The following is a 25232-nucleotide window of genomic DNA, read 5'->3' as shown; positions in this document are numbered from 1 at the left end:
GAAGACGTGCAAGATTTAATTAAAAATTATTTTACAGAAAGTATTCAAACCCAAATTGTGATGGCTGAATCCTTAGGTTCCTCAATTGAGAAAGCGGCTAACATCATTGTTGAAGGATTACTCAATGGTAATAAAATTATGAGTTGTGGTAATGGCTCTTCGGCTGCGAATGTCCAAAGTTTTACTTCTCGATTAATTACCAGTATTGATATTGAAAGACCTAGTATCCCAGCTATCGCTTTAGTGTCTGATAATGTTTTATTAAGTGCAATTAAAAATCATGAAGAGATTTATGCACGTCAAATACAAGCATTAGGACAACAAGGCGATATATTAATCGTGGCAACTTGCCAAGGAAACAGTAAAGCAATCATCCGAGCTGTACAAGAAGCGGTCATTAAAGATATGAAAATTGTTGCTCTAACGGCTTTTGATGGTGGTGAGGTTATAGGTTTATTAGGTCAAAATGATATTGAAATTAGAATTCCGACCTACAAAAAAGTGATGGCTTATGAGATGCATGCTATGATTTTAAACTGTTTATGCCAATTAATTGAAAATACTTTGTTTAATCATACTTAATAATGAAAATAAAAACAGTTTAGTTCTGCAATAATAGCGAATAATATGCTATAATTATAAGCTGTTTTAATGATTTATATTAATAAGAGAACTTGGTGTTATGACCGAACTAGCCAAAGAAATAACTCCCGTTAACATTGAAGATGAACTAAAATCCTCTTACCTTGATTATGCTATGTCTGTAATCGTCGGGCGTGCACTGCCTGATGTTCGTGACGGTTTAAAGCCTGTTCACCGACGTGTTTTATTTGCCATGCATGAAGCGGGGTATGATTGGAATAAACCTTATCGAAAATCAGCTCGTGTAGTTGGGGATGTAATCGGTAAATACCATCCGCATGGTGACTCAGCTGTTTATGACACAATTGTACGTATGGCACAGCCATTTTCACTGCGTTATATGCTGGTTGATGGTCAAGGTAACTTCGGATCGGTTGATGGTGATTCGGCAGCAGCAATGCGTTATACCGAAATTCGTATGCAAAAGTTTGCAGGTGCATTACTGACAGATCTTGATAAAGAAACCGTCGATTTTTCACCGAACTATGACGGATCAGAAATGATTCCTGATGTGTTACCAACACGTATTCCTAACTTATTAATTAATGGATCATCAGGAATTGCTGTAGGTATGGCGACCAATATCCCGCCGCATAACCTTACAGAAGTTATTAATGGATGCCTTGCTTATATTGAAGATGAAAATATTTCAATTGAAGGGTTAATGGAACATATTCAGGGGCCTGATTTTCCAACCGCAGCATTAATAAACGGTCGTAAAGGTATAGAAAATGCTTATCGTACTGGTCGTGGAATTATCTATATTCGTTCTAAAGCAACCATTGAAGTTGATGATCACAGTGGTCGTGAAACAATTATTGTTAATGAAATACCCTATCAAGTTAACAAGAAAAAACTCATCGAAAAAATTGCTGAATTAGTCAAAGATAAGAAAGTTGAAGGCATTTCTGCTTTGCGTGATGAATCGGATAAAGATGGCATGCGCATAGTCATCGAAATTAAACGCGATGCGGTGGGTGAAGTTGTACTGAATAATCTTTTCTCATTAACCCAATTACAAGTATCGTTTGGTATCAATATGGTGGCTTTACATAAAGGTCAACCAAAGCTGTTAAATTTACGTGAAATGATCGAAGCTTTTGTGCTTCATCGTCGTGAGGTTGTAACACGCCGTACTATTTACGAATTGCGTAAAGCGCGTGAACGTGCTCATGTATTAGAAGGTCTAGCGATTGCACTTGCCAATATTGACCCTGTGATTGAGTTAATTCGAGCAGCTGCAACACCAGCTGAAGCGAAAGGTAAACTTTTATCTCAAGCTTGGCAACTTGGAAATGTCGCGGCAATGCTTGAAAAAGCAGGCGATGATGCTGCTCGTCCAGAAGATTTGGCACCAGAATTCGGTATCCGTGACGGTCACTATTATCTTTCTGAGGCGCAAGCTCAAGCAATTTTAGATCTTCGTTTGCATCGTTTAACCGGACTTGAACATGAAAAAATTCTTGATGAATATAAAGAATTATTAGTTCAAATTGGTGAACTATTATATATTCTGGCAAGTCCTGAAAGATTAATGGAGGTGATACGTGAAGAGCTTGAAGCGATACGCGATCAGTTCCAAGATGCAAGACGTACGGAAATTACGGCAAGTAGTGCGGATATCAATATTGAAGATCTGATTGCACAAGAAGATGTTGTTGTTACCCTTTCTCATCAAGGGTATGTGAAATATCAACCGCTTTCAGACTATGAAGCCCAACGGCGTGGTGGTAAAGGTAAATCGGCTACCAAAATCAAAGAAGAAGATTTTGTTGAAAAATTATTAGTTGCTAATACCCATGACACTATTTTATGCTTCTCAAGCCGTGGTCGCTTATATTGGATGAAAGTTTATCAATTACCTGAGGCAAGTCGTGGATCTCGTGGTCGTCCAATTATTAATTTATTACCACTTGAAGAAAATGAACGTATCACCGCAATTTTACCCGTTCGGGAATTTGACGATGAACATTGCGTATTTATGGCGACTGCTCAAGGAACGGTGAAGAAAACTTCTCTTATTGAATTTAGTCGCCCACGTAGTGGTGGAATTATTGCAATCAACTTACGTGATGATGATGAGTTAATCGGTGTCGATTTAACGAGCAATGAATCATCAGTCATTGATGATGAAGAATTGAATGATGATGTAGTGAATGAAGACATTGAGTCAGATGAAGATGAAATCACTCAAGTTTCTGATACGGAAGACATCATGTTGTTCTCTGCTAATGGTAAAGTTGTTCGCTTCCCTGCTAATAAAGTTCGAGCAATGGGGCGTACCGCTGCAGGTGTGCGTGGCATTAAACTTGAAAGTGATGATAAAGTAGTATCACTTATCGTTCCTCGAGGCAATGGTGCGATTTTGACCGCAACGCAAAATGGTTATGGTAAGCGTACTCAACAAGAGCTATATCCGACTAAATCGCGGGCAACAAAAGGGGTGATTTCGATCAAAGTTAGTGAACGAAATGGCGCTGTGGTTGGTGCCGTACAAGTGGATGAAACTGACCAAATCATGCTAATTACCGATGCCGGAACGTTAGTACGCACACGCGTTTCAGAAGTAAGTATTGTCGGTCGAAATACACAAGGTGTAAGGCTGATTCGCACAGCCGATAACGAAAAAGTTGTGGGTCTGCAACGAATAGCTGAAACTGAAGATGATGATGTGGAATCAGCATCATCGCAGCAGAACGAAGAGCTGAATAATTCTGCTCAGGAGTCCGAAGAATAATTTTTAATTATTAAGAAGGATTAGTTATACAGCTAGTCCTTTTTTATTTTAGAAAACCTCAAAAAGGAATAGTATTAAATGTCATTTTTAATGAAAAAAATATTATCAAATCTTGCATGGCAAATCTTTATAGCATTAATTCTAGGCGTGGCTGTAGGTGCTTATCTGTTTGAACTTTCTGATTCAAATCATCCTTTGCATTCGGATTACCAATTTTTAATCATCAATATCTTTCAACCAGCTGGGGATATTTTTATTCGTTTAATAAAAATGATTGTATTGCCAATTATTCTTAGTACTTTAACGTTAGGTATAGCAGGCATTGGTGGTTCAAAACGTTTAGGAATGCTTGGTTTTAAAACTATTCTTTATTTTGAAATTATTACTACTATTGCTATTTTGTTAGGCCTTTTTTGGGGAAATTTCTTTGCACCTGGCGCGGGAATTGATTCTTCAACGTTAGCCTCAGCAGATATGAGTAAATATACTAAAGCAGCTGAAGAACTTAGCGGTAAACCACATGGTTTAATTGTTATGATTTTAGACATGATTCCGGCTAATATCTTTAAAGCAATGTCTGATGGTGCAGTTTTACCTGTTATCTTCTTCTGTGTCTTTTTTGGCTTAGGCTTAATGTCTTTACCTGATAAACAGCGTGAGCCATTTTTATTCTTTTTAAAAGTGGTATCAGATACAATGTTTAAAGTAACAAATATGATTATGCGTTACGCACCTATTGGGGTATTTGCATTAATTACGGTAACTGTTGCCAAATATGGATTCGCTTCATTATTGCCATTACTGAAATTAATTTTAACTGTCTATTCAGCAATGATTATATTTACCTTGGTCATATTAGGTTTAGTTTGTAAAATGTGCCGATTTAATATTTTTACCTTATTAAAAATATTAAAAGAAGAACTCGTTATTGCATTTTCAACTGCAAGCTCTGAGACAGCTTTGCCTAAGATCATTGAAAAAATGGAAGCTTATGGTGCACCGAAAGCAATTACGAGTTTTGTTATTCCTACTGGATATTCATTTAATCTTGATGGTTCAACATTATATCAAAGTATAACTGTTATTTTTCTCGCGCAATTATCTGGTATGGATTTAAGCATTCTAGATCAAATTATCATCGTTATAACATTGATGATAGCGTCAAAAGGGATTGCTGGTGTACCAGGTGCCTCAATTTTGGTACTTTCTGCGACTTTGGGCAGTATTGATATACCGCTTGATTATATTGGCTATATCATGGGAGTTGAGCGTATATTAGACATGGGACGCACCGTGGTTAATGTGGTTGGTAATGCCTTAGCGGCTATTGTTATTGCACGCTGGGAACATGTATTTGATGATAAAAAAGCAAGAGCATATGAGCAAGAATATTTAAAATAAGACATCATTTAATTTATAAAGCTTTAGTTGAAACTGGAGCTTTTTTATTAATTTATCTAATCTAATTTTCACAATTATAGATATAAAAAAACCCAGCTAAGCTGGGTTTTTGGTATTTATCTAAAACTATTTGATTTTAGCTTCTTTATAGATAACATGCTGACGAACAACAGGATCGTATTTTTTGATCTCCATTTTTTCAGGCATGGTTCTTTTGTTTTTGCTAGTGGTATAAAAATGACCTGTACCAGCAGAAGAAACTAATCTAATTTTTTCGCGTACACCTTTTGCCATGATAGGGTTTCCTTATTAGTACTTTTCACCACGGGCACGAAGTTCAGCTAAAACTGCATCAATACCCTTTTTATCGATAGTACGCATACCTTTAGCTGATACACGTAATTTTACAAAACGTTTTTCACTCTCAACCCAAAAACGGTGAGTTTGAAGATTTGGTAGAAAACGACGTTTAGTAGCATTCATCGCATGAGAACGATTATTCCCTACTAAAGGTTTTTTTCCTGTTACTTGGCATACTCGTGACATGTCAATAATTCTCCGAAATTTCTATGCTTAAGCCTTGGGCGTAATATGTTAATGGAATTAACCTCGTCAGGCTTTTAGTTTGCTGCAGCTCTATTTGAGAAGCAGTCTCACCTCTCACACTACACCCACAATAATGAGGTAGCGAAGTATACGCTTTTATCGGCAAATTCTCAAGTATTATCTTGTTTAAGAAAAAAATAAGTTTAAATTTAACTGAGTTAAATAAAATACAAATATTGTGTTAATAGAAAATTCTCCTATACTGTCTTTTGTATAAATAAGTAAAGAGAGTTTGATGACATGAATCTTAAACAACTAAAATATTTCCAAGTACTTGCAAAAACTCAACATTACACATTAACATCAGAATATTTTTCAATCAGTCAGCCAAGCCTTAGTCATTCTATATCAGAACTGGAAAAAGAGGTTGGGATTAAATTATTTCAAAAAAGAGGCCGAAATGTTGAGCTAACAAAAGAAGGTAAACAATATCTTACTTATGTAGAACAAGCTCTAACGGCATTATCAGAAGGTGAACAGTTTGTTAAAGAGTTAACCAGTGTTTCACATGGTCATATTGGACTTGCTTTTATCTATTCGATTAGCTCCAATTATATTCCAAAAATTATTAAGGCATTTTTAGCTCAACCTGAAAATAAAGATATTACTTTCTCTTTTTATGAAGGGATGTCACAAAATATCATTGAAGGTTTAAGAGACAAAAAATACGAGATAGCCATTTGTTCACGCTTACAAGATGAACCTGATGTTCATTTTCAAAAATTAACTAAACAAGAGTTAGTTTTTATTATCTCTAATGATCATCCTTTATCTAAGCGTAAAAAACTTGATTTAAAAGACTTAATTCACGAACCCCTTATTTTATTTACAGAACGAAGTGGGATGAAAAGTGTGATCGATGACATGTTAAATAAAACGGGCATCAAGCCGAACATAGCTTGTCATGTAGAAACAGAAAGCGCCATGATGGGATTAGTCTCAATTAATTATGGTATCGGTATTATGCCGAGAGTACATATACCTGAAGAATTCAATGTAACATTAGTACCAATGAGCAAAAATTATCAAAAAAGAGATATATTTATTGCGACAATGGAAAATAGACCATTATTACCGGCAGCCCAGAAGTTTTATCATTTCTTAATTGAACACAGTGACGATGCGATTTTTGGTCGATAAATTTAATCTATTAGCATAAATTTATTGTAGGGGATTTGATATCATCAGAATAATGATAAGGTTTGTCGTGTGATTAGCCTTATCAATTATTTTCATCAAAAAATATAAAAAGTTTATTATCGATGAATTTTCTAATCAATTTAACATTGCTTTTACTCATCAAATTTAAATTCTATATATTAAACAAATTGTTATAAAACAAATCATTAAGGGTGTCTATAATTTTAGAAAAAATGATTTAATTTTATAATAAATATGCTTTAATACAGTGAATGACAGAATTAATTTATTCGGTTTAATTTTCTAACTTTCAAGGAGATTACATGAGCCAGTTCACGCCTTATAGTATTTACGGCATTATCGGTTATCCTTTAGGACATAGTCTGAGTCCTCTAATTCATACTACATCATTTCAAGATTATGGCATTCCTGCGGTTTTGGTTCCATTCTCAACACCACCCGAAGATATTCCTACGCTTTTTAAATCTGTAAGATTATTAAATATTCGCGGGTTATGTGTCACAATTCCACATAAGCAAGCTATTATTCCTTATTTAGATGAAGTGACTGAACATGTCAAAAAAGCAGGCGCCGCAAATCTAGTTTATTGGGATGGTGATAAGCTTTGTGGTGATAACACAGATATTGTTGGTTTTATGCAACCTCTTCAGGAAAAGCAGTTACCACCACAATACAAAAAAGTGCTATTACTTGGCGCAGGTGGTGCAGCTCGAGCTGCGGTAGTTGGCTTACATGATCTAGGTTATACCGATATTACTGTTACGGATATTGTAACGGATTTGCCGTCAGAACTTGCTAAAGAATTTAATTTAAAAACGGTTGCTTGGGAAGATCGAGATAAAGTTGAAGCGCAAATTATTATCAACTCTACGCCATTAGGTATGAAAGGTAAATTTGAAGACCAAACACCTTATGAATATTCTTGGTTCAAAGGAAAAGGTGTTGCATATGACATTGTTTATACACCGTATCATACCCGTTTCAGACAAGAGGCCGAAAAAGCAGGATGGGAATCAATATCAGGAAGGGAAATGTTTATTGGTCAAGCGAATGCCCAATTCAAAATTTGGACAGGAAAAGATTTATCTGACCGGGCAAAACAAGCTGTTATAGATGCTTTAGCCGAGAAATAAGTATTTGTCTGACATGATACACATTTAATAACAAAATATTATTAAATGTGTTAGTGAAAACTATTTATGCAATGCACGATAAAAATTCCTATGAATTCTAATCTATTGTATAAATTTAGTATGTTATTAGAAGGAGTAATTATGACTAACCTAGAATTGCAAGCTTATCGCCGTTTTCTTATGCTAAAAGTGCCAGAAGCAAGCGAATATATTGGTAAAACAGATGCAAAAACTTGGCACGATTGGGAAAAAGGCATAGAACCTGTACCGGAATTTGTGGCTAATGCAATGAAAGCGCTAAAAAAGCTACGTACTGATAAAGTAAATATTATCATCAATAGTATCAATGATAGGGTTGGAAGTAATACTATTCGTTATTTCATGACATTTGAAGAATTTAAAAAGGTAAATCCAGATCTGGATGTCATACAATGGCGCTTACATCAATCAATTGCAACGGAACTTTATTTTCGTGGTTTAGAAAAACTGTGTTAGTGGATTATCGATCAATCTATTACTTCATTAAAGGAATTAAATAAAAGGTGTAAATTTTTATTTACGAAAAAATGACATGGCATTAAGTTAAATTGATAAAAATCAATGATGTTTTTTTTGATAAACAATATGTAAAAAAAATGTTGCAAAAACTGTAGCGAATCACTAGCATAGTCAATATATTCTTCAATCTGTAAATATGAAAGGATCTAATATGAATAAGACAATTTTTTTAGTTGGTGCAAGAGCAGCAGGTAAAACAACTATAGGAAAAATGCTTGCAAATAAGCTGTCATTTTCTTTCGTTGATACAGATTGCCATTTACTTGAAACCACCCAAAAAACTGTTGCAGAAATCGTCGAAAAAGAGGGGTGGGATGGATTTAGAGCAAGAGAAAGTCAAGTCCTGATTGATACCGCTAAACCGTCACGTGTCATCGCAACTGGAGGTGGAATGGTACTGGCTGAGCATAATCGCGATTTTATGAAGCAAAATGGGACAGTAATCTTTTTATCTGCTCCTGCGGTAACGTTAGCCGCACGCTTAATGAAAGATCCTAATGTCGCTCAAAGACCATCTTTAACAGGTTTATCCATCGTTGATGAAATGGAAAAAGTATTAGCTGATAGATTACCTTTATATCATGATGCTGCACACCATGTAGTCAATGTTGATCAAGACGAAAGTCAAATTCTTAGTGAAATTCTTCAAATTCTGCATAACTAATATAATATTCTCTTCCTTTCTTCCAAAGTGCCACATTTAATGTGGTATTTTTTTATAAAAAAAAAGAATAAATCCTTAAAATACTATAGAATAAATTTATTTTTTGGTTCGCATATTAATCAATACTATATTTTTATATTTATGAATTTATTAGAATCTATAAATAAATGTGACCAGCGTTAAAGTTTAGCAATAAAATTATACTTATCTCTTTTAGATTCAGATTGATGATTGTATATTGAAAGCAGTTACAGTTTATATTTTTAATTTTTAGCTATGGAGTACTACCAATGGATAATCGAAAGGTCAATTCTTATGGGATTGTCGGCTCTATTTACGCAAATTACATTATACAAAGTATTGCATTAATCGTAATTATGCAATTTTCAAATGATCTTTCAAAACAACTCAATACCGATATTGTTAAACTTGGCTATGTTGCTTCTGGTATTGGGATAGGAAAAATATCTTTGATGCTAGCTGGTGGAATCTTGTCAGATATATTTGGTCGTAAACTTTTTATCTATTTAGGTATGGCATGTTATGTAATCTTTTTTGTAGGCATGACTTTTTGCACTGACATTCATATCGCCTTTTGTCTTGCTATTGCTATTGGTGCTGGAAACTCATGTTTAGATACTGGCTCTATGCCTACATTAACTGAGTGTTTTCCTCGATCAGCAGGTTCTGCTAGTGTATTGATTAAAGCGTTCATTTCAATTGGAACATTAATATTACCTTTTATCGTTACCTTTTTTGGTGAATATCATATCTGGTATGGTTGGGCATTTCTTTCTTTTGCTGCATTTTTAATAATCAATGGAATATTGCTTGCACCAACCCAATTTCCTTCTAAAAAGATTGCTATTACGGGGTGTGAAGGAACTGATAATTATTTTAAAGATACCCCAAAATTTGCTATTGAAGGTGTGCTATTAATCATCATGGGGTTTACCACCACAGCAACATTTTTGGTCATCTCACAATGGTTGCCAACCATAGCGGTTCAAGGTGTGAATATGGATGAATTTGAAGCTAACCAGTTGATTAGCTATTATAGCGGAGCATCAATTATTTCTGTGTTTGTTACTGCATTTATAGTCAAATATTTTTTAAAGCCAATAGATTGCATCATTATTCTTCCTGCTCTATCCGCTCTTGTGCTCATTCTTTTCTATTTCAATATCTCTTCGGAGATGTGTTTTTTTGTTGCTATTGGAATGGGGTTTACTGCTGCAGGTGGCGTACTTCAATTAACGTTAGTTGTCATGCAACAATTATTTCCAACACGTAAAGGTATTGCCGTTGGTTGTATGTATACTTTTAGCGGATTCTCTTTTACTGTTATTCCATTGATAGTGCCTAAATTAGCGAAAATTGATGTACGTTATGCCATTTTAACCGATTTTGTTATTGCGCTGACTAGTGTGGTATTAGCGCTGATTGTCTATTTCCGTTTTAACAAAGTGATAGATATGAAAAAAATTTAAAACTCAATGTTATTTACATGATGAGTAAAATTTATTTTAGTGTTTTGAAAATTAATTTATACAGGAAATAATAAATGAAAAATAGATATTTAGGCACTTCGATCTGTTTATATATAAACTACTTTGTGCATGGAATGGGGGCAATAATACTTGGTTTGAATATTGATTATTTAGCTGCTCAGTTTAATCCTGAAATTGCTTACTTATTTAATATTGCGCAAGATGCACTTACTCCTGAACAAACTGACTTAATAGGCAAGGCAAAAAAGAGCGTTTATGATGTCATGATGGGGTTAGGCGTGGGGCGCTTGTTAGTCCTATTTGTTATGGGAACGTTATCCGATAAGTATGGGCGAAAACCTTTCATTGCGTTAGGCGGATTATTTTATATTGGTTTTTTAGTTGGTATTTTGGTTAGCCCAAGTTTTGAAATTGCCTTTATGTTTGCGGTGTTAGGCGGTATTGCTAATTCAACACTTGATGCTGGTACTTATCCTGCATTAATGGAAGCTTTTCCAAAATCGCCTGGTTCTGCATCGATATTAACTAAAGCAGCGATTGCCGCAGGTCAATCGGTACTACCTATCATTATGGGTATTATTATGGCGAGTGAAGGATATTACGGTTGGTCATTTATCTTATGTTGTATTATTCTCGCATTAAATGCATTAGTTGTACTGAAAATGCCATTCCCAAATCATAAAATCACACCAGAACAAGAAGAAAAAGATTTACAAACGATTACTGAAGAAGCGCCAACTTTAAAACATAAATCAAATTTTTGGATTGAAGGTATTTGTTTTATTGTGATTGGTTTTACCTCTACCGCAACATTTTATCTGGTTTCTTCATGTTTAAAGGATTTCTCTCAAACTGTCGCTGGTATGGATGCAGCAGGAGCGGTTAAGGCATTCTCTTCGTATGGTCTAGGTACCCTTGCTAGTGTCTTTTTAACTTCAATATTAGTCAAAAGTTTAATTAAACCTGTATATATTGTGGTTGTCTATCCGCTGTTATCTATGTTAATGCTTATCGGATTGTATCTCAATCCAACACCAACAATGTGTATTGTCGGAGGATTTGTGCTTGGTTTCACTGCTGCAGGCGGTGTATTACAACTTGCATTAACGACCATGGCTGAATTTTTTCCATCTGGAAAAGGTAAAGTATTGGGCATTTTCTTCACTTCATCGAGCGTTGCAACGACAGTCATTCCCTTTTTAATTGGCTGGATATCTACAAATTTTGGTTTAAGATATATCATGTTAAGTGATGCAATCATTGCAGGTTTAGGTACATTACTAGCGGTTGTCGTATTAATGCGCTATCGCATGATCTTTAATATTAATAAATAACCGATTTAATAAAAATTTAAGGGATGTTGATATTAATTATGACAAAAAACGATGAATAAATAATACTCGTTTTTTAGTGCATTACTTAAATTTATTCTCAGTTTAAAAAGCATACAATAATGGTATGCTTTTTTTATACGTTGATTTTGTTTGTTGTTACCACTTTTAATAAAATTTTGATAAACAACACACTGTTGAATACAGGTTTTTCTTTTGGTACTTAACTTGTGATTTTATCTTGTCAAAATTTTATCAAATATTGCTTGCTTATTGTTCGCAAATAAATAAAAATACAAAAAATATGAATAAATATTCAATTTGGGTGATTGCGAAAATGAAAGAGCGAACAACCGAGTTAGTTGAAGGATTAAGGCATTCCGTACCTTATATCAATGCTCATCATGGAAAAACTTTTGTTATCCTATTAACAGGAGCTGTGCTAAAAAGTAATAATTATTCAAGTATTATTAGTGATATTGGATTACTGTATAGTCTTGGAATCAAATTGGTTATTGTCAATGGAGCACGCAATCAAATTGATGAATCACTTAAAAATCACAATATTGAGCCGAAATACCACAAAAACACCCGAATTACAGATGCCGTTACTTTGGATATTATTAAGCAAGTAACAGGCATGTTACAACTGAATATTACTGCCAGTTTATCAATGAGTTTGAATAATACCCCATTACAAGGTGCTCATATTAATGTTGTCAGCGGTAATTTTGTTATTGCTCAACCCTTAGGAATAGACGAGGGAATTGATTATTGCCATACGGGTAAAATTCGTCGTATTAATAGTGAGGCAATTGATGAGCAACTCAATCGTGGTTCGATTGTGCTATTAGGGCCGGTTGGTGTATCGGTGACAGGAGAAAGCTTCAATTTAGCTTCAGAAGATGTTGCTGCCGAAGTGGCGATTCGAATCAAAGCTGATAAGTTAATCAGCTTTTGTGCTGAGCAAGGTGTGCTTGATGAGCAAGGTAAAGTCATTACGGATCTTTTTCCAATCGATGCTGACAACTATGTCAATTGTAAACAGCAATTAGGTAAATATCTATCCAGTGAAGCTCGCTTTTTGAAAGCTGCTTCAAAAGCCTGTCGAAATGGCGTTAGGCGTAGTCATTTAGTTAGCTATCTAATTGATGGTGCTATTTTACAAGAACTATTTTCACGTGATGGTATTGGTACCCAAGTTGCTAAAGAGCATTCTGAACAAATTCGCTTAGCGACCATTAACGATATTGGTGGTATTTTAGAATTGATTCGTCCGTTAGAAGAACAAGGTATTTTAGTTAAGCGTTCACGAGAGCAGTTGGAAATGGAAATTGATAAATTCACGATTATTGAGCGTGACAATATGACTATCGGTTGTGCAGCGCTTTATCCCTATCAAGAAGAAAAAATGGGTGAAATGGCGTGTGTTGCCATTCATCCTGATTATCGCAATTCATCCAGAGGTGATTTGTTGATTAGCACGGTTGCAAGTAGAGCACAAAATTTAGGACTTAATAAAATCTTTGTGTTAACAACGCGTAGTATTCATTGGTTTAGAGAAAAGGGATTTAACCCAGCTGAAGTTAATGATTTACCGATTAAAAAAAAGCAACTTTATAATTATCAACGTAACTCCAAAATTTTAATGCTTGATATTATTTAAATTCTTTTCTTAGAATCAGGATGATAGTATTAGTAAGTAGCGTTGTGTAAAATTTGCTTGGTGAAAGACTTTTTAAGATAGAAGCCACGTGGACGTGTTAAAATAGTTTGACCATTTTCTCCTACCGCTTCGGTTAAAGCTTTACCGTTTGCTGCTTTAGGTCTTATTTGTAAATATGTGCCATAATGTGCTGTAATTTTTTCAACATGACCTAATGCAATCATATCCATCAGTTCTTGCCAATCTTGTTTGAGTTGCTGTTCTTGTTCTTTTGTGGGTATCCATAAAATAGGACTGCCAACTTTACGATTGGCAAGTGGGATAGATCTTTCCCCTTCGATTGGGATCCAAAGTACTTTAGATAATTTATATTTCACATGGCTTGTTTCCCAAATCACACCATGATTTGCCATTAATGGTGCTACACTGACAAAGGTCGTTTCTAATGGTTTACCATGCATATCAATTGGAATTGTTTTTAGTTCGATGCCCAAATTACTAAAATCTCGTTCAGCTTTACTACCGGCATTGGCTCCCAAAAACGTTTCAATAAGATTGCCAACCCATCCTTTTTGTTTAGTCAAATTGTCAGGAATTGGCATGCCTAAATATTGAGCAATTTCACCAAATGTATATCCAGCAACAAGTTTTGCTCGATCTAATAACTCTTGTTCGTTGCTTGGAAAAAATATTGCCATTTATAAACGCTATCATCTAATAATTATGCCTACCTAAAATGATAAAGGATTAGCTTAATTTTTCAACCCATACTGCGTAAGCTTGAATAATTGATGAAAGAAATTCTCGGGTTTTTTCTGAAATATTGCCATTCGCATCGAAAGCGGCACTGATACCACCAATATAAGCTTCAGGCTGTTGTAAGGTTGGCATATCTAGAAAAACTAGTGACTGACGTAGTTGATGATTAGCACCAAAACCGCCAATTGCACCTTGTGATACCGAAATCACTGCGGCTGGTTTTTTTGCCCAGACATTTTTACCATAAGGACGTGAGCCGACATCAATTGCATTTTTGATCACAGCAGGCAAACCTCGGTTATATTCAGGTGTGACAAAAATCACGCCTTGGCAATCCGCTATTTCGTTGCGAAACAAAGTGTAAGATGCTGGTGGGGTATCGGTATCAATATCTTCATTATAAAAGGGAAGATCGCCAATTTCGATTAAATATAAGGAAAGTGAAGAAGGGGCAATTTCTTTAAGGATTTTGGCTACTTTTAAATTATATGAACCTTTACGTAAACTACCAACGAGTACTGCAATTTTTTTACTCATTTTGGGTCCCCTTAAATTGAAATTAAGAGACACATTAAGTGTCTCTTAATTATAATACCAAAAAATTATTACAGTTCTTTAATGTCCTGATGAATCCAATTTACGTCCTGTCTCAAATAGGAACCAAGCTCGTCTTTCTGATTGGTCAATCCATTCTTCAATTAAGCTTGCTGTTGCTGAATCATTGTATTTATCACAAATATCATGAGCAACACGCATTCGTTCTGTTAATCTAATATTATCTTGACAAAGTTCAGCAAGCATATCAGACGGCTCAACAAAATCTGCATTATTGTCAGAAATACTTTGTAATTTAGAGATGTGACTAATTGAACGCAAAGTTGTTCCGCCCAATTTACGTACACGTTCAGCAATAGGATCAGTCATTGCAAATAGTTGATCACCATGATCGTCTAACATTAAATGGTAATCACGAAAATGTGGACCACTGACATGCCAATGGAAGTTTTTAGTTTTTAAATACAAAGCAAAGACATCGGCTAATACAGAATTCATTGCTCCAGAGATATCTTTAGATGCTTTTTGACCTAAATCAGTTGGAAATAAAATAGCAGATTGTTGTAGTTTTTTTGCTGCAGCCGTATTTTTAGCAGATAACGGTTTTTTTGTAGTCGTTTTTTTGGAAGTAGTACTTTTAGCCATCTAATATTCTCCTATAGGTGAATTGTAAAATTGCTTAACTTTCCTATACCAAATTACGCCAAGTCTTAACTAAAGTCCAATCAAAATGAGCTGTTTTTGGCTATTACTGCTATTTCAGCAGTCTATGGTTCATTTTTTTATTATAAATATCGTTTCTTTTGAAATATTTTCTTTCACAATAAAAGAAAATATTTCAAATTGTGACTTGGTTAAAAGTTTTGCGCTTTTGAAATTGATAATCTTTGTTTGAAGTTTAATTAATGAGGAGAAATTATGATTGATACAATTTCATATGGTGCCGAATGGTTTATCGGTTTATTTCAAGAGGGTGGGAAAGTGTTTATCGGTATGGTCACGGGAATACTGCCCCTGTTAATTTCACTGTTAGTGGTCATGAATGCCGTAATCAAATTTATTGGGCAAGACCGTATTGAGCGCTTAGCACAAGCCTGCGCTGGCAATCCTATCTCACGTTATTTATTGTTACCTTTAATTGGTACATTTGTTTTTTGTAATCCGATGACACTAAGTTTAGGGCGTTTTATGCCCGAGTTTTATAAACCTAGTTATTATGCGGCATCTTCTTACAGTTGCCATTCAATGAATGGGCTATTTCCTCATGTTAATCCCGGTGAACTTTTTGTTTATTTAGGTATCGCAGCTGGATTAACAACCTTAAATCTTCCTTTAGGGCCATTGGCAGTAAGTTATTTTTTAGTTGGCTTATTCACCAACTTTTTTAGAGGTTGGATTACTGATTTTTGTACTGCCATTTTTGAAAGAAAAATGGGCATTAAATTAGATCGAAAGGTACATCTATAACAAAAATAAATAAACAAGGAAATGAATATGATGAAATTTATTCGAATTGAAAAAGGTGAAGCCGGTTGGGGTGGGCCTTTAGAACTGCCAATTATAGCAGGTAAAAAAATCGTCTACATTGCAGCAGGCACTCGACCAGCAATTGTTGATACTTTAGAAAAATTAACGGGTTGGAAAGCTATTGATGGTTTTAAAGAAGGGGAACCGCCTAAAGATGAAATTGGTGTTGCTGTCATTGATTGTGGTGGCACATTACGATGTGGTATCTATCCTAAAAATAGAGTGCCTACGATTAATATTCATGCGACAGGTAAATCTGGGCCACTTGCTCAATATATTTTAGAAGACATTTATGTGTCAGCGGTAAAACCCAATAATATTAGAGTGATTGAAAAAGAGATGGATACTGACATTCAGGAAGCATCTGTTACAAACAATTCATATCAAAAAGCGCCAGCAAATAATTTTAAAGAGTATGACAGCAGTAAAAAAATTACCGAACAAAGTGATGGTTTATTAGCAAAAATCGGTATCGGTATGGGCTCAGGTGTTGCCGTGTTCTTTCAGGCAGGTCGTGACACGATTGATACTGTGCTTAAAACTATTTTACCGTTTATGGCATTTGTATCGGCCTTAATTGGTATTATCATTGCGTCAGGATTAGGTGATTTAATTGCTCATGGCTTAGTTCCATTAGCCGATAATCCACTTGGTCTGGTTATTTTAGCGCTTATTTGTTCTTTCCCATTACTTTCACCATTTTTAGGGCCTGGTGCGGTTATTGCACAAGTCATCGGGACATTAGTTGGAGTTCAAATTGGACTTGGTAATATTCCACCGCACTTAGCTTTGCCTGCTTTGTTTGCCATTAATGCACAGGCTGCCTGTGATTTCATTCCTGTCGGTTTGTCACTTGCCGAGGCAAAACAAGATACCGTGCGTGTCGGTGTTCCCGCTGTTTTAGTTAGTCGTTTCTTAACTGGCGCGCCAACTGTTTTAATTGCGTGGGCAGTATCGTTATTTATTTATCAATAAGCAAACGAATAGAGAAGGTTAATGATGTCGAAAATTATCTATTATTCAAAAATTAGACAAATTGGTGATTTTGCCAAAGAAGCATTGGCAGATGGTATGTTAATCCTGTTTAACGAAGGGGCGCCATCTGATTTAGCGGATTATTGCTTTATACATAGCCATGGTGAGTTAAGGCAAAATCTTAAAATAGGGCAATGCATTCAATTGGGCAAGCACGCTTTTCAAATTACTTCAGTCGGTGATGTCGCAACGACTAATTTTAAAGAATTAGGTCATATCACATTAAAATTTGATGGGAATTGTGATGCAGAATTACCAGGGACTGTCCATGTTGTAGGTGAAATACCCAATCAACTTAATATCGATGACGAAATTATAATTTTGACTATTTAAGGAGCTGAAGATGAAACAAGTAGCAGTCATTATAGGTGGAGGACAAACCTTAGGGGCTTTTTTATCTGAAGGTATTGCCGATGCTGGATATAAAGTTGCCGTTGCAGATTTAAATATTGATAATGCAAATAAAGTAGCTGAAACAATAAACAACAAGCATGGTGTGGGAACTGCAAAAGGTTTTAGGGTGGATGCAACCGATGAAGAAAGTGTGCGGCAGTTGGCTGACGAAATTGATAATACATTTAAACGAATGGATTTAATGGTCTATAGTGCTGGCGTCGCTAAAGCTGCTCCAATTACTCATTTTGTATTGAAAGACTTTCAATTATCCGTCAATGTTAATCTTACCGGTTATTTTTTATGTGCACGTGAATTCGCTAATTTGATGATTAAATATAAAACTGCCGGTCGAATTATACAAATTAACTCTAAATCCGGCAAAGTGGGTAGCAAACACAATTCAGGGTATAGCGCCGCAAAATTTGGTGGTGTTGGATTAACACAATCTTTAGCACTCGATCTTGCTGACTATGGAATTACGGTTAATTCATTGATGCTGGGTAACTTATTAAAATCGCCAATGTTTCAATCATTGATTCCACAATATGCTAAAAAACTTGGTATACCAGAAAACCAAGTTGAACAACTTTATATTGATAAGGTGCCACTCAAACGAGGCTGTGAATATCAGGATGTGCTTAATGTATTGTTATTTTATGCAAGCGATAAAGCATCATATTGTACAGGACAATCAATTAATATTACGGGTGGACAAGTTATGTTTTAACTCAATTTGGTGCGAAGGTATAGCGATGCCTTTCGCACATCTCTTTTCTGGTCTGGTAAAAAGGAGATAATAATGAATATGACCACTAATTTAGCCATATTCGCTCTAATTGCTTGGAGTTTACAAATAATACTTGGCTGGTTTCAAATTCGTCGTTTTAATCGAGCATTTTTATCGATGAAGAAAGGCACTTACTTAGGTATTGGTCGTAGCCAAACTCAACGTTTTAAACCGAAAGTTTTAATCGCGCTATCATTAGATCACGATAAAAAAGTGATTGATTCAGTATGGATGAAAGGGGTGACCGTTTTTGCATTGCCAAAATCGATACCACAATTATACGGACTAAATATTACTGATATTATGCCTGAAACAATTTTCCCGAATGATATTGCTTCACAAAGCGCCTTGATTCTTGCATTAAAAGCAAATAAATAATCACTATCTTTTATTTTGAAAAGTATTTTCTTTCATGATGAAGTATAATATTTTATACAATAAATTAATTCTATTAATGAACAGTAATAGTGGACTTCAATCATGAAAGTAAGGCAACGACAAACAGCGATCTTAGAATATCTGCAAAAAAATGGGCAAGTGAGTGTTGATGAGTTAGCTACCCATTTTCAAACAACCGGTACCACTATTCGAAAAGATCTTTCTCAGCTCTATGAGAGTGGACTTGTGCTACGGACTTATGGTGGTGCAATGTTAAATCGAGAAATTGGTGACCGAGCAATCGATCACAAAACTTATATTAATACGGCACAAAAAAAAGCAATAGCCCAAGAGGCCGCAAAACTAATTCATGATGGTGATTCTGTTATTTTTGATGCAGGTAGTACCGTTGCACAAATGATTCCTATGTTAGCTCAATTTAATAATTTAACTATCATGACCAACAGTTTATATATGGTGAATGAACTCGTTGCTAACGATAATGATCAAAATATTATATTAACGGGTGGCACATTTCGCCGTAAATCTGCCTCGTTTCATAGTAATAATGCTTCAGCAATTGCAGCATTTGAATCCTATTCATTTGATAAGCTGTTTATGGGGGCTGATGGTGTTGATCTGGTAGGTGGAGTAACCACCTTTAATGAAAGTTATCATGGTAGTGTGGCAATGAGTAAAGCAGCTGCGAAACTGGTTTTATTAGCGGATTCTTCAAAATTTGGACGACGAAGCCCAAATGTGGTTTGCGATTTAAATGCAGTCGATACTATCATTACCGATGATAATTTAGACGATAAATATTATGATGCTTTGATACAACGGGGTATCAATGTAATTAAAGTGAAAGTAGTCGATAATTAAACTAATATAAAATTTGATAGCATTTGAAACTTAATTCAATAAATATTTGGCTTCTTTTGTAATCTTAATGCACATTGCCATATTTAAATACATTAGAAACCAAATCTAATTACCAATTAGCTTATCATAGATTATTTTCTTTAATAATTAAAATAACAATCTAGCTCTAATAGTCCCTGCGACATTTTTGAGTTTAATTAATAACTCTTCAGCTTTACTTTGTTCAACTCTATCGATATCAATGACTACATAGCCAATTTTAGGATCCGTTTGTAGGTATTGAGACGAAATATTTAGACCTTGTTCGGCAAAAAGAGTATTGATTGCGGTTAATACACCTGGTTGATTATGGTGAATATTGATAAATCGACTCGAACCTTTAGCCGGAATAGGTAAAGAGGCTTCAGGAAAATTGACAGCTGACAAGGTCGCACCTGTGTCGGAATATTTAGCCAATTTAGTTGCCACCTCGATACCAATGTTTTCTTGAGCTTCGCTGGTAGAACCACCTATATGTGGAGTGATAATGACATTATCGAATTCACATAATGGCGATTCAAATGGATCATTATTACTTGCTGGTTCGGTCGGAAATACATCAATGGCGGCACCACTAATTTTATTGGCTTTTAAAGCATCAGTTAATGCATCAAGATCGATAACTTTACCGCGTGATGCATTAATTAATATCGCACCTGATTTCATTTGATTGATCTCATTTTTGCTGATCATTCTGATTGTCGTCGGGTTTTCAGGGACATGCATACTGACAATATCACTCATTGCGAGTAATTCATTCATGGTTGCTATCTGTTTTGCATTACCTAAAGGTAATTTAGTCTCAATGTCATAAAAATAGACATTCATTCCCAATGATTCTGCTAATATACTTAATTGGCTACCAATGTGACCATAGCCAATAATACCCAAGTTTTTACCTCTAGCTTCATGGGATCCGGTGGCTATTTTATTCCATTTACCTTGGTGAGCTTGAGCATTAGCTTCAGGTACCCGTCTAAGCAATAATATGGCTTCGGCTAAAACAAGCTCAGCAACAGATCGGGTATTGGAAAATGGAGCATTAAAAACAGGAATACCTTTAACAGTTGCAGCATCTAGATCAACTTGATTGGTTCCAATACAGAAACAACCAATACCGGCTAATTTAGGTGCTGAGTTAATAATATCTTCGGTTAAATGAGTTCTTGAGCGAATTCCAATGAAGCGGACATCTTTTAAGGCTGTTTTAAGTTCGGTAGGCGATAAGGCGCTTTTAAGATATTCTATATTTGTAAAACCAGCGGATTTGAGTACCTCAACTGCACTAGGGTGAACACCTTCAAGTAATAAAAACTTATTTTCATCTTTGGTTAAAGCCTGAACGACCATCTTTTCCTCTCTTTCCATATACCACATCAATGCATAAAACTTTAATAATAACACTCAATTTAATTTGAACAACGGTTTAATGTTAACTCTTTAACACCTGAACTTGAACCGACTAATGCAATGTTTGCACCTCGGTTAGCAAACAAACCAACTGTGACGACACCCGGAATGTTATTAATATAATTTTCTAATTCAATTGGGTTTGTGATGACTAAATCATGAATGTCTAAAATTACATTGCCATTATCAGTCACAACGCCTTGACGGTAAATAGGTTTTCCACCCAATTTAAATAACTCTCGAGCAACGTAAGATCTAGCCATTGGGATGACTTCAATAGGTAAAGGAAATTTACCTAATACATTGACTACTTTAGATTCATCAACAATACAAACAAACTGTTTAGCTAATGCTGAAACAATTTTTTCGCGCGTGAGTGCAGCTCCACCACCTTTTATCATCTGCATCTGATAATTAATTTCATCTGCGCCATCAACATAAACATCCAAACTATCGACTTCATTACAATCAAGTACGGGAATACCATAGCTGAGTAGTTTTTGGGTAGAAGCTTCAGAACTTGAAACCGTTCCTTTAATTTGACCTTTAATCGTTGCTAAAGCATCAATAAAATGTGCGGCTGTTGACCCGGTTCCAACTCCGACTAAAGAGTTGGGTTTTACAAACTTTAAAGCAGACCAGCCGACCGCTTTTTTTAATTCATCTTGCGTCATGATATCACCGTAGTTTTAGATAATTTTTATTCAAAAAAATAAAATTTTGAAAGCAAAATTACTGAAGATATGGCATAGTAACCGTTTGGAAGGCAAAAATCATTAGTATTTTGATAAAATATATTAAGTTTTAGATCTATTTAATAAATTAGCCTGATCTAAAAGGTTTGAGAATTCAAGCAAAGATTCAATTATTCGTAAAGAGATTATGAAGCGTCCAGATTATAGAGCATTACAAGCATTAGATGCAGTAATAAAAGAGCGAGGTTTTGAAAGAGCAGCCGATAAATTGTGTATTACACAACCGGCGGTTTCACAACGCATCAAGCAACTTGAAAGTTTTTTTGGTCAACAGCTTTTAGTCAGAACCATTCCTCCAAAAGCGACCAAGCAAGGCGAACATCTTTTAGGATTATTGCATCAAGTAGAATTACTTGAACAGCAATGGTTAGGCGATAACGATCAAAATCCGACACCATTGTCGTTATCGATTGCAATCAACGCGGATTCGCTTGCAACCTGGCTTTTACCAGCGCTAAAACCTGTGTTAGATAAAAATATTTTACGTTTTGATATACAAGTTAAAGATGAAGAACATACATTAGAATTATTGCGACTTGGTACGGTTGTGGCTGCAATCAGTATTCAAGCCAATCCATTACCGGGTTGTTTGTCAGATATGTTAGGTGCCTTAGACTATATTTTTGTTGCGTCGCCTGATTTTGCAAAAAAATATTTTCCTAATGGCGTTACTCGTTCTTCTTTGTTGAAGGCGCCTGCGGTAGCGTTTGACCATTTAGATGATATGCATCAAGCTTTTTTACAAGAGAATTTCAATCTTACGCCGGGAAGTGTCGTTTGTCATATAACCAGTTCCTCTGAAGCATTTGTTCAGTTGGCTAAACAAGGTTCGGCTTGTTGTATGTTACCAAAACTTCAAGTTGAACAAGAGTTAAAAACAGGTGAGCTTGTCAATTTGACTGAAGGTCTTTATCAAAGACGAATGCTTTATTGGCATCGATTTGCCCCAGAAAGTAGTGTAATGCAAAATATTTCTGAAACATTGATTCGTTATGCACAAAATGTGCTCTCTCAACCTCATAAATAATCGATTATATAAGCATATAAGATGCTAAAATAACATGTTAACTTTAAACGTTTGGATCAATTGTCATAACAACTAAAAGAGTCGATGCTATGTATCAACTAAAAAATGATCGTTATTTACGAGCTTTACAGTGTTTACCTGTTGATTACACGCCTGTATGGATGATGCGCCAAGCTGGGCGTTATTTACCTGAATATCGTGATTTAAGAGCTAAAGCAGGGGATTTTATGACGATGTGTCAAACTCCCGATTTAGCTTGTGAAGTGACTTTACAGCCACTGAAAAGATTTGATCTTGATGCCGCCATTATTTTTTCTGATATATTAACTATTCCTGATGCAATGGGTCTTGGTTTGTATTTTGAGACGGGAGAAGGTCCTAAATTTAAGCAATCAATTCAGTGTCTATCTGATATTCAGCGACTTCCCATTCCTGACCCAGAGCAATCATTAAGATATGTGATGGATGCCATTCGGCTAACCAAAAAAGAACTTGCCGGAAAAGTACCATTAATTGGATTTTCGGGTAGTCCGTGGACACTTGCTACTTATATGATTGAAGGTGGTAGCAGTAAAGCTTTTACTAAAATAAAAAAAATGCTATATAGTGATCCTAAAGCACTGCACCTATTACTTGAAAAACTGGCTAACAGTGTCGCTATATATTTAAATGCCCAAATTGAAGCCGGAGCGCAGTCGATAATGATATTTGATACTTGGGGTGGGGTACTGAGTCATCAAAGCTATCAAATGTTTTCATTAGATTATATGAAATTAATTCTATCGCAATTAAAACAAGGTAAAAAGAGTCAAGATATCACTTCTTATGTACCTGTAACCTTATTTACTAAAGGTGGCGGATTATGGTTAGAAAGTATTATAAACTCGGGATGTGACGCGATAGGTGTTGATTGGACGGTTGATCTAAGTAACGTGCCACAAAAAGGACAAATAGCGGTACAAGGTAATCTTGATCCTTCAGTCTTATATGCTGATAAGCCAATCATTGAAGCGAATGTAGATGCTGTGTTATCGGAATTTGGCTATCATAATGGGCATGTTTTTAATTTAGGGCATGGTATTCATCAAGATATTCCGCTAGAACATGTACAATATTTAATTGACGCGGTTCATCGTCAATCAAAAAGGTTTCATCATGATTAAAAACCCAATTCAATTAAGAATGGAAAAATTGCCTGAATGGCAACAACGATTATTTATGGTTTGTTTGTGTGAACGAATGTACCCTAATTTTGTTTACTACTGCAAACAAGTTGAAAATCAAGAAGATAGCAAAAATTACAAAAAAATACTTGATTTAATATGGGAATCCTTATTAGTCTATGATGTAAAAATAAACTTCGATTTACAGCTAGAAAAATTAGAAGCTATCATTCCGGTTTTTACTAATGAAAGCCCTTATATGGTCTATCCTGCTATTGATGCATGTCAGGCACTTAGCGAGTTGTTACACTCGTATTTAAGTGGTGATATTGCTGAACACACCGCTAAAGTAAGTAGTATATCAGCGACAACCGTTGCTGAATTTGAGATGACTAAGAACAATGTTTTACTTACTGAAAACGAACAAGAGCTTTTACCGACTGTGAAAGATGAATTTGATTTGCAATGGGACATTTTTCGTTTATTGCGTGATGAAAGTAACTCACCAGTAGATTTGATCAAAGGTCTTAAAACTGAAATTCGGATGGCAAAAATTAGTAATATTGGTGTTTTTTTGAGCGATTAAAGCGTTCAAGCCATGATTTTTTTACTTTTTAATAAATTTTTCTTTAATATTAGAGCAATATAGACTACATTTAACAATAATGTAACCTAAATGCTGTTTACAGGAGAAAAGTTAGTAAGTAGCTTTTCTTAATTATGTTAACTTTAACAATAAAATAAATATGTAAGGATATTTCCATGAATAAAACAGAACTTGTCGACGCAATTGCTAGTAAAGCAGATATTACTAAAGTTGCAGCTAAAACTGCGTTAGAAGCTACATTAGCGGCTATCACTGAATCATTAAAAGCTGGTGAACCAGTACAATTAGTGGGTTTTGGTACTTTCAAAGTTAATTCTCGTAAAGCACGCACTGGTCGTAATCCTAAAACAGGAAAAGAGATCAAAATTGCTGCAAGCAAAGTACCTGCTTTTGTATCAGGTAAAAGCTTAAAAGAAGCGATTAAATAATTCTCTTCTTTTCCTTTCTATCAATTTCATTGATGGAATTTGTCTTAAGGTCATAAAATTTTTTATGACCTTAA

Annotated in this window: 27 protein-coding genes; 20 read left to right on the top strand and 7 right to left on the bottom strand. The window is 35.1% G+C overall.

Going from position 1 to position 25232, the window contains the following annotated elements; all coding sequences use genetic code 11:
• Positions 1 to 6: 6 nt before the first annotated feature.
• From ACKJXD_RS10535 to gltP, 3 genes are all read left to right on the top strand, one after another.
• On the top strand, positions 7 to 582 hold the full coding sequence (locus tag ACKJXD_RS10535) for an SIS domain-containing protein (RefSeq protein ID WP_220215956.1): 576 nt from the start codon (positions 7 to 9) through the stop codon (positions 580 to 582).
• Between the two features lie 100 nt (positions 583 to 682).
• Positions 683 to 3379 (top strand): DNA topoisomerase (ATP-hydrolyzing) subunit A, encoded by a 2697-nt coding sequence (gene gyrA / locus ACKJXD_RS10530; RefSeq protein WP_430876264.1) that lies wholly within the window; start codon positions 683 to 685, stop codon positions 3377 to 3379.
• A 90-nt stretch (positions 3380 to 3469) separates the two neighbouring features.
• Positions 3470 to 4780 carry a glutamate/aspartate:proton symporter GltP gene (gltP, locus tag ACKJXD_RS10525; RefSeq protein ID WP_220217312.1) on the top strand — a complete coding sequence of 437 codons (1311 nt, stop codon included), beginning with the start codon at positions 3470 to 3472 and terminating at the stop codon, positions 4778 to 4780.
• 126 nt (positions 4781 to 4906) lie between these two features.
• Here the strand turns inward: gltP and rpmG are convergent, their stop codons facing one another.
• Together rpmG and rpmB are read right to left on the bottom strand one after the other, a co-directional pair.
• Positions 4907 to 5074 carry a 50S ribosomal protein L33 gene (rpmG, locus tag ACKJXD_RS10520; protein ID WP_025314526.1) on the bottom strand — a complete coding sequence of 56 codons (168 nt, stop codon included), beginning with the start codon at positions 5072 to 5074 and terminating at the stop codon, positions 4907 to 4909.
• A 15-nt stretch (positions 5075 to 5089) separates the two neighbouring features.
• Positions 5090 to 5326, bottom strand: a complete 237-nt coding sequence (gene rpmB, locus ACKJXD_RS10515) for a 50S ribosomal protein L28 (RefSeq protein WP_220215954.1) — start codon at positions 5324 to 5326, stop codon at positions 5090 to 5092.
• Positions 5327 to 5626: 300 nt separating this feature from the next.
• Here rpmB and ACKJXD_RS10510 point away from each other — a divergent pair, with 300 nt between their 5' ends.
• The 7 genes from ACKJXD_RS10510 (at position 5627) to argA (ending at position 13410) form a co-directional block, all read left to right on the top strand.
• Complete coding sequence (locus ACKJXD_RS10510; protein ID WP_220215953.1) at positions 5627 to 6526, top strand: LysR family transcriptional regulator; 900 nt, start codon at positions 5627 to 5629, stop codon at positions 6524 to 6526.
• A gap of 323 nt (positions 6527 to 6849) precedes the next feature.
• Positions 6850 to 7680, top strand: a complete 831-nt coding sequence (aroE, locus tag ACKJXD_RS10505) for a shikimate dehydrogenase (protein ID WP_430876263.1) — start codon at positions 6850 to 6852, stop codon at positions 7678 to 7680.
• 141 nt (positions 7681 to 7821) lie between these two features.
• Positions 7822 to 8175 (top strand): DUF1870 family protein, encoded by a 354-nt coding sequence (locus ACKJXD_RS10500; RefSeq protein WP_267350143.1) that lies wholly within the window; start codon positions 7822 to 7824, stop codon positions 8173 to 8175.
• Between the two features lie 214 nt (positions 8176 to 8389).
• Positions 8390 to 8902: a shikimate kinase AroL gene (gene aroL / locus ACKJXD_RS10495; RefSeq protein ID WP_294828957.1), complete on the top strand. Its 513-nt coding sequence runs from the start codon at positions 8390 to 8392 to the stop codon at positions 8900 to 8902.
• A 290-nt stretch (positions 8903 to 9192) separates the two neighbouring features.
• On the top strand, positions 9193 to 10392 hold the full coding sequence (locus ACKJXD_RS10490; RefSeq protein ID WP_220215949.1) for an MFS transporter: 1200 nt from the start codon (positions 9193 to 9195) through the stop codon (positions 10390 to 10392).
• Positions 10393 to 10466: 74 nt separating this feature from the next.
• Complete coding sequence (locus tag ACKJXD_RS10485; RefSeq protein ID WP_294828168.1) at positions 10467 to 11747, top strand: MFS transporter; 1281 nt, start codon at positions 10467 to 10469, stop codon at positions 11745 to 11747.
• A 334-nt stretch (positions 11748 to 12081) separates the two neighbouring features.
• Positions 12082 to 13410, top strand: coding sequence for an amino-acid N-acetyltransferase (argA, locus tag ACKJXD_RS10480; protein WP_430876268.1), 1329 nt, complete (start codon positions 12082 to 12084; stop codon positions 13408 to 13410).
• Between the two features lie 29 nt (positions 13411 to 13439).
• Here the strand turns inward: argA and mutH are convergent, their stop codons facing one another.
• The 3 genes from mutH to ACKJXD_RS10465 all read right to left on the bottom strand — a co-directional run bounded on the left by mutH (position 13440) and on the right by ACKJXD_RS10465 (position 15369).
• A complete protein-coding gene (mutH, locus tag ACKJXD_RS10475; protein WP_430876262.1) occupies positions 13440 to 14108 on the bottom strand; it encodes a DNA mismatch repair endonuclease MutH in 669 nt (222 codons plus the stop codon).
• A 49-nt stretch (positions 14109 to 14157) separates the two neighbouring features.
• Complete coding sequence (locus ACKJXD_RS10470) at positions 14158 to 14706, bottom strand: NADPH-dependent FMN reductase (protein ID WP_411590631.1); 549 nt, start codon at positions 14704 to 14706, stop codon at positions 14158 to 14160.
• Between the two features lie 78 nt (positions 14707 to 14784).
• On the bottom strand, positions 14785 to 15369 hold the full coding sequence (locus ACKJXD_RS10465; protein WP_220215944.1) for a Dps family protein: 585 nt from the start codon (positions 15367 to 15369) through the stop codon (positions 14785 to 14787).
• A gap of 273 nt (positions 15370 to 15642) precedes the next feature.
• Between ACKJXD_RS10465 and srlA the strand changes: the two genes are divergently transcribed.
• The 6 genes from srlA (at position 15643) to srlR (ending at position 19729) form a co-directional block, all read left to right on the top strand.
• Positions 15643 to 16191, top strand: a complete 549-nt coding sequence (gene srlA / locus ACKJXD_RS10460) for a PTS glucitol/sorbitol transporter subunit IIC (protein ID WP_220215943.1) — start codon at positions 15643 to 15645, stop codon at positions 16189 to 16191.
• Positions 16192 to 16212: 21 nt separating this feature from the next.
• Positions 16213 to 17226 carry a PTS glucitol/sorbitol transporter subunit IIB gene (srlE, locus tag ACKJXD_RS10455; protein WP_430876261.1) on the top strand — a complete coding sequence of 338 codons (1014 nt, stop codon included), beginning with the start codon at positions 16213 to 16215 and terminating at the stop codon, positions 17224 to 17226.
• Positions 17227 to 17247: 21 nt separating this feature from the next.
• Positions 17248 to 17619: a PTS glucitol/sorbitol transporter subunit IIA gene (locus tag ACKJXD_RS10450; RefSeq protein ID WP_294828154.1), complete on the top strand. Its 372-nt coding sequence runs from the start codon at positions 17248 to 17250 to the stop codon at positions 17617 to 17619.
• A 10-nt stretch (positions 17620 to 17629) separates the two neighbouring features.
• Positions 17630 to 18409, top strand: a complete 780-nt coding sequence (gene srlD, locus ACKJXD_RS10445) for a sorbitol-6-phosphate dehydrogenase (RefSeq protein WP_220215941.1) — start codon at positions 17630 to 17632, stop codon at positions 18407 to 18409.
• A 72-nt stretch (positions 18410 to 18481) separates the two neighbouring features.
• Positions 18482 to 18847 (top strand): transcriptional regulator GutM, encoded by a 366-nt coding sequence (locus ACKJXD_RS10440; RefSeq protein ID WP_294828151.1) that lies wholly within the window; start codon positions 18482 to 18484, stop codon positions 18845 to 18847.
• A gap of 102 nt (positions 18848 to 18949) precedes the next feature.
• The gene (gene srlR / locus ACKJXD_RS10435; protein ID WP_220215939.1) at positions 18950 to 19729 is read left to right on the top strand and encodes a glucitol operon DNA-binding transcriptional repressor SrlR; all 780 of its coding nucleotides are present in this window, start codon (positions 18950 to 18952) and stop codon (positions 19727 to 19729) included.
• Positions 19730 to 19876: 147 nt separating this feature from the next.
• On the opposite strand, the gene serA is transcribed toward srlR, so the two are convergent.
• Positions 19877 to 21118: a phosphoglycerate dehydrogenase gene (gene serA, locus ACKJXD_RS10430; protein ID WP_220217310.1), complete on the bottom strand. Its 1242-nt coding sequence runs from the start codon at positions 21116 to 21118 to the stop codon at positions 19877 to 19879.
• Positions 21119 to 21177: 59 nt separating this feature from the next.
• Complete coding sequence (rpiA, locus tag ACKJXD_RS10425; RefSeq protein ID WP_220215938.1) at positions 21178 to 21852, bottom strand: ribose-5-phosphate isomerase RpiA; 675 nt, start codon at positions 21850 to 21852, stop codon at positions 21178 to 21180.
• Positions 21853 to 22060: 208 nt separating this feature from the next.
• On the opposite strand from rpiA, the gene ACKJXD_RS10420 reads away from it, so the two are divergent.
• The 4 genes from ACKJXD_RS10420 (at position 22061) to ACKJXD_RS10405 (ending at position 25158) form a co-directional block, all read left to right on the top strand.
• Positions 22061 to 22960: a LysR family transcriptional regulator ArgP gene (locus tag ACKJXD_RS10420; RefSeq protein WP_065558410.1), complete on the top strand. Its 900-nt coding sequence runs from the start codon at positions 22061 to 22063 to the stop codon at positions 22958 to 22960.
• Between the two features lie 89 nt (positions 22961 to 23049).
• A complete protein-coding gene (gene hemE / locus ACKJXD_RS10415) occupies positions 23050 to 24123 on the top strand; it encodes a uroporphyrinogen decarboxylase (RefSeq protein WP_294828139.1) in 1074 nt (357 codons plus the stop codon).
• Complete coding sequence (locus ACKJXD_RS10410) at positions 24116 to 24709, top strand: YjaG family protein (protein WP_220215936.1); 594 nt, start codon at positions 24116 to 24118, stop codon at positions 24707 to 24709. The genes hemE and ACKJXD_RS10410 overlap by 8 nt, the downstream gene beginning before the upstream one ends.
• A 176-nt stretch (positions 24710 to 24885) precedes the next feature.
• A complete protein-coding gene (locus ACKJXD_RS10405; RefSeq protein ID WP_034946923.1) occupies positions 24886 to 25158 on the top strand; it encodes an HU family DNA-binding protein in 273 nt (90 codons plus the stop codon).
• Positions 25159 to 25232 lie beyond the last annotated feature (74 nt).

The organism is Gilliamella sp. G0441 (assembly GCF_050589305.1).
In the GTDB taxonomy this organism is placed as follows: domain Bacteria; phylum Pseudomonadota; class Gammaproteobacteria; order Enterobacterales; family Orbaceae; genus Gilliamella.
Note: the sequence above shows the minus strand (reverse complement) of the source record. Positions and strands in the feature narration are given on the sequence as shown.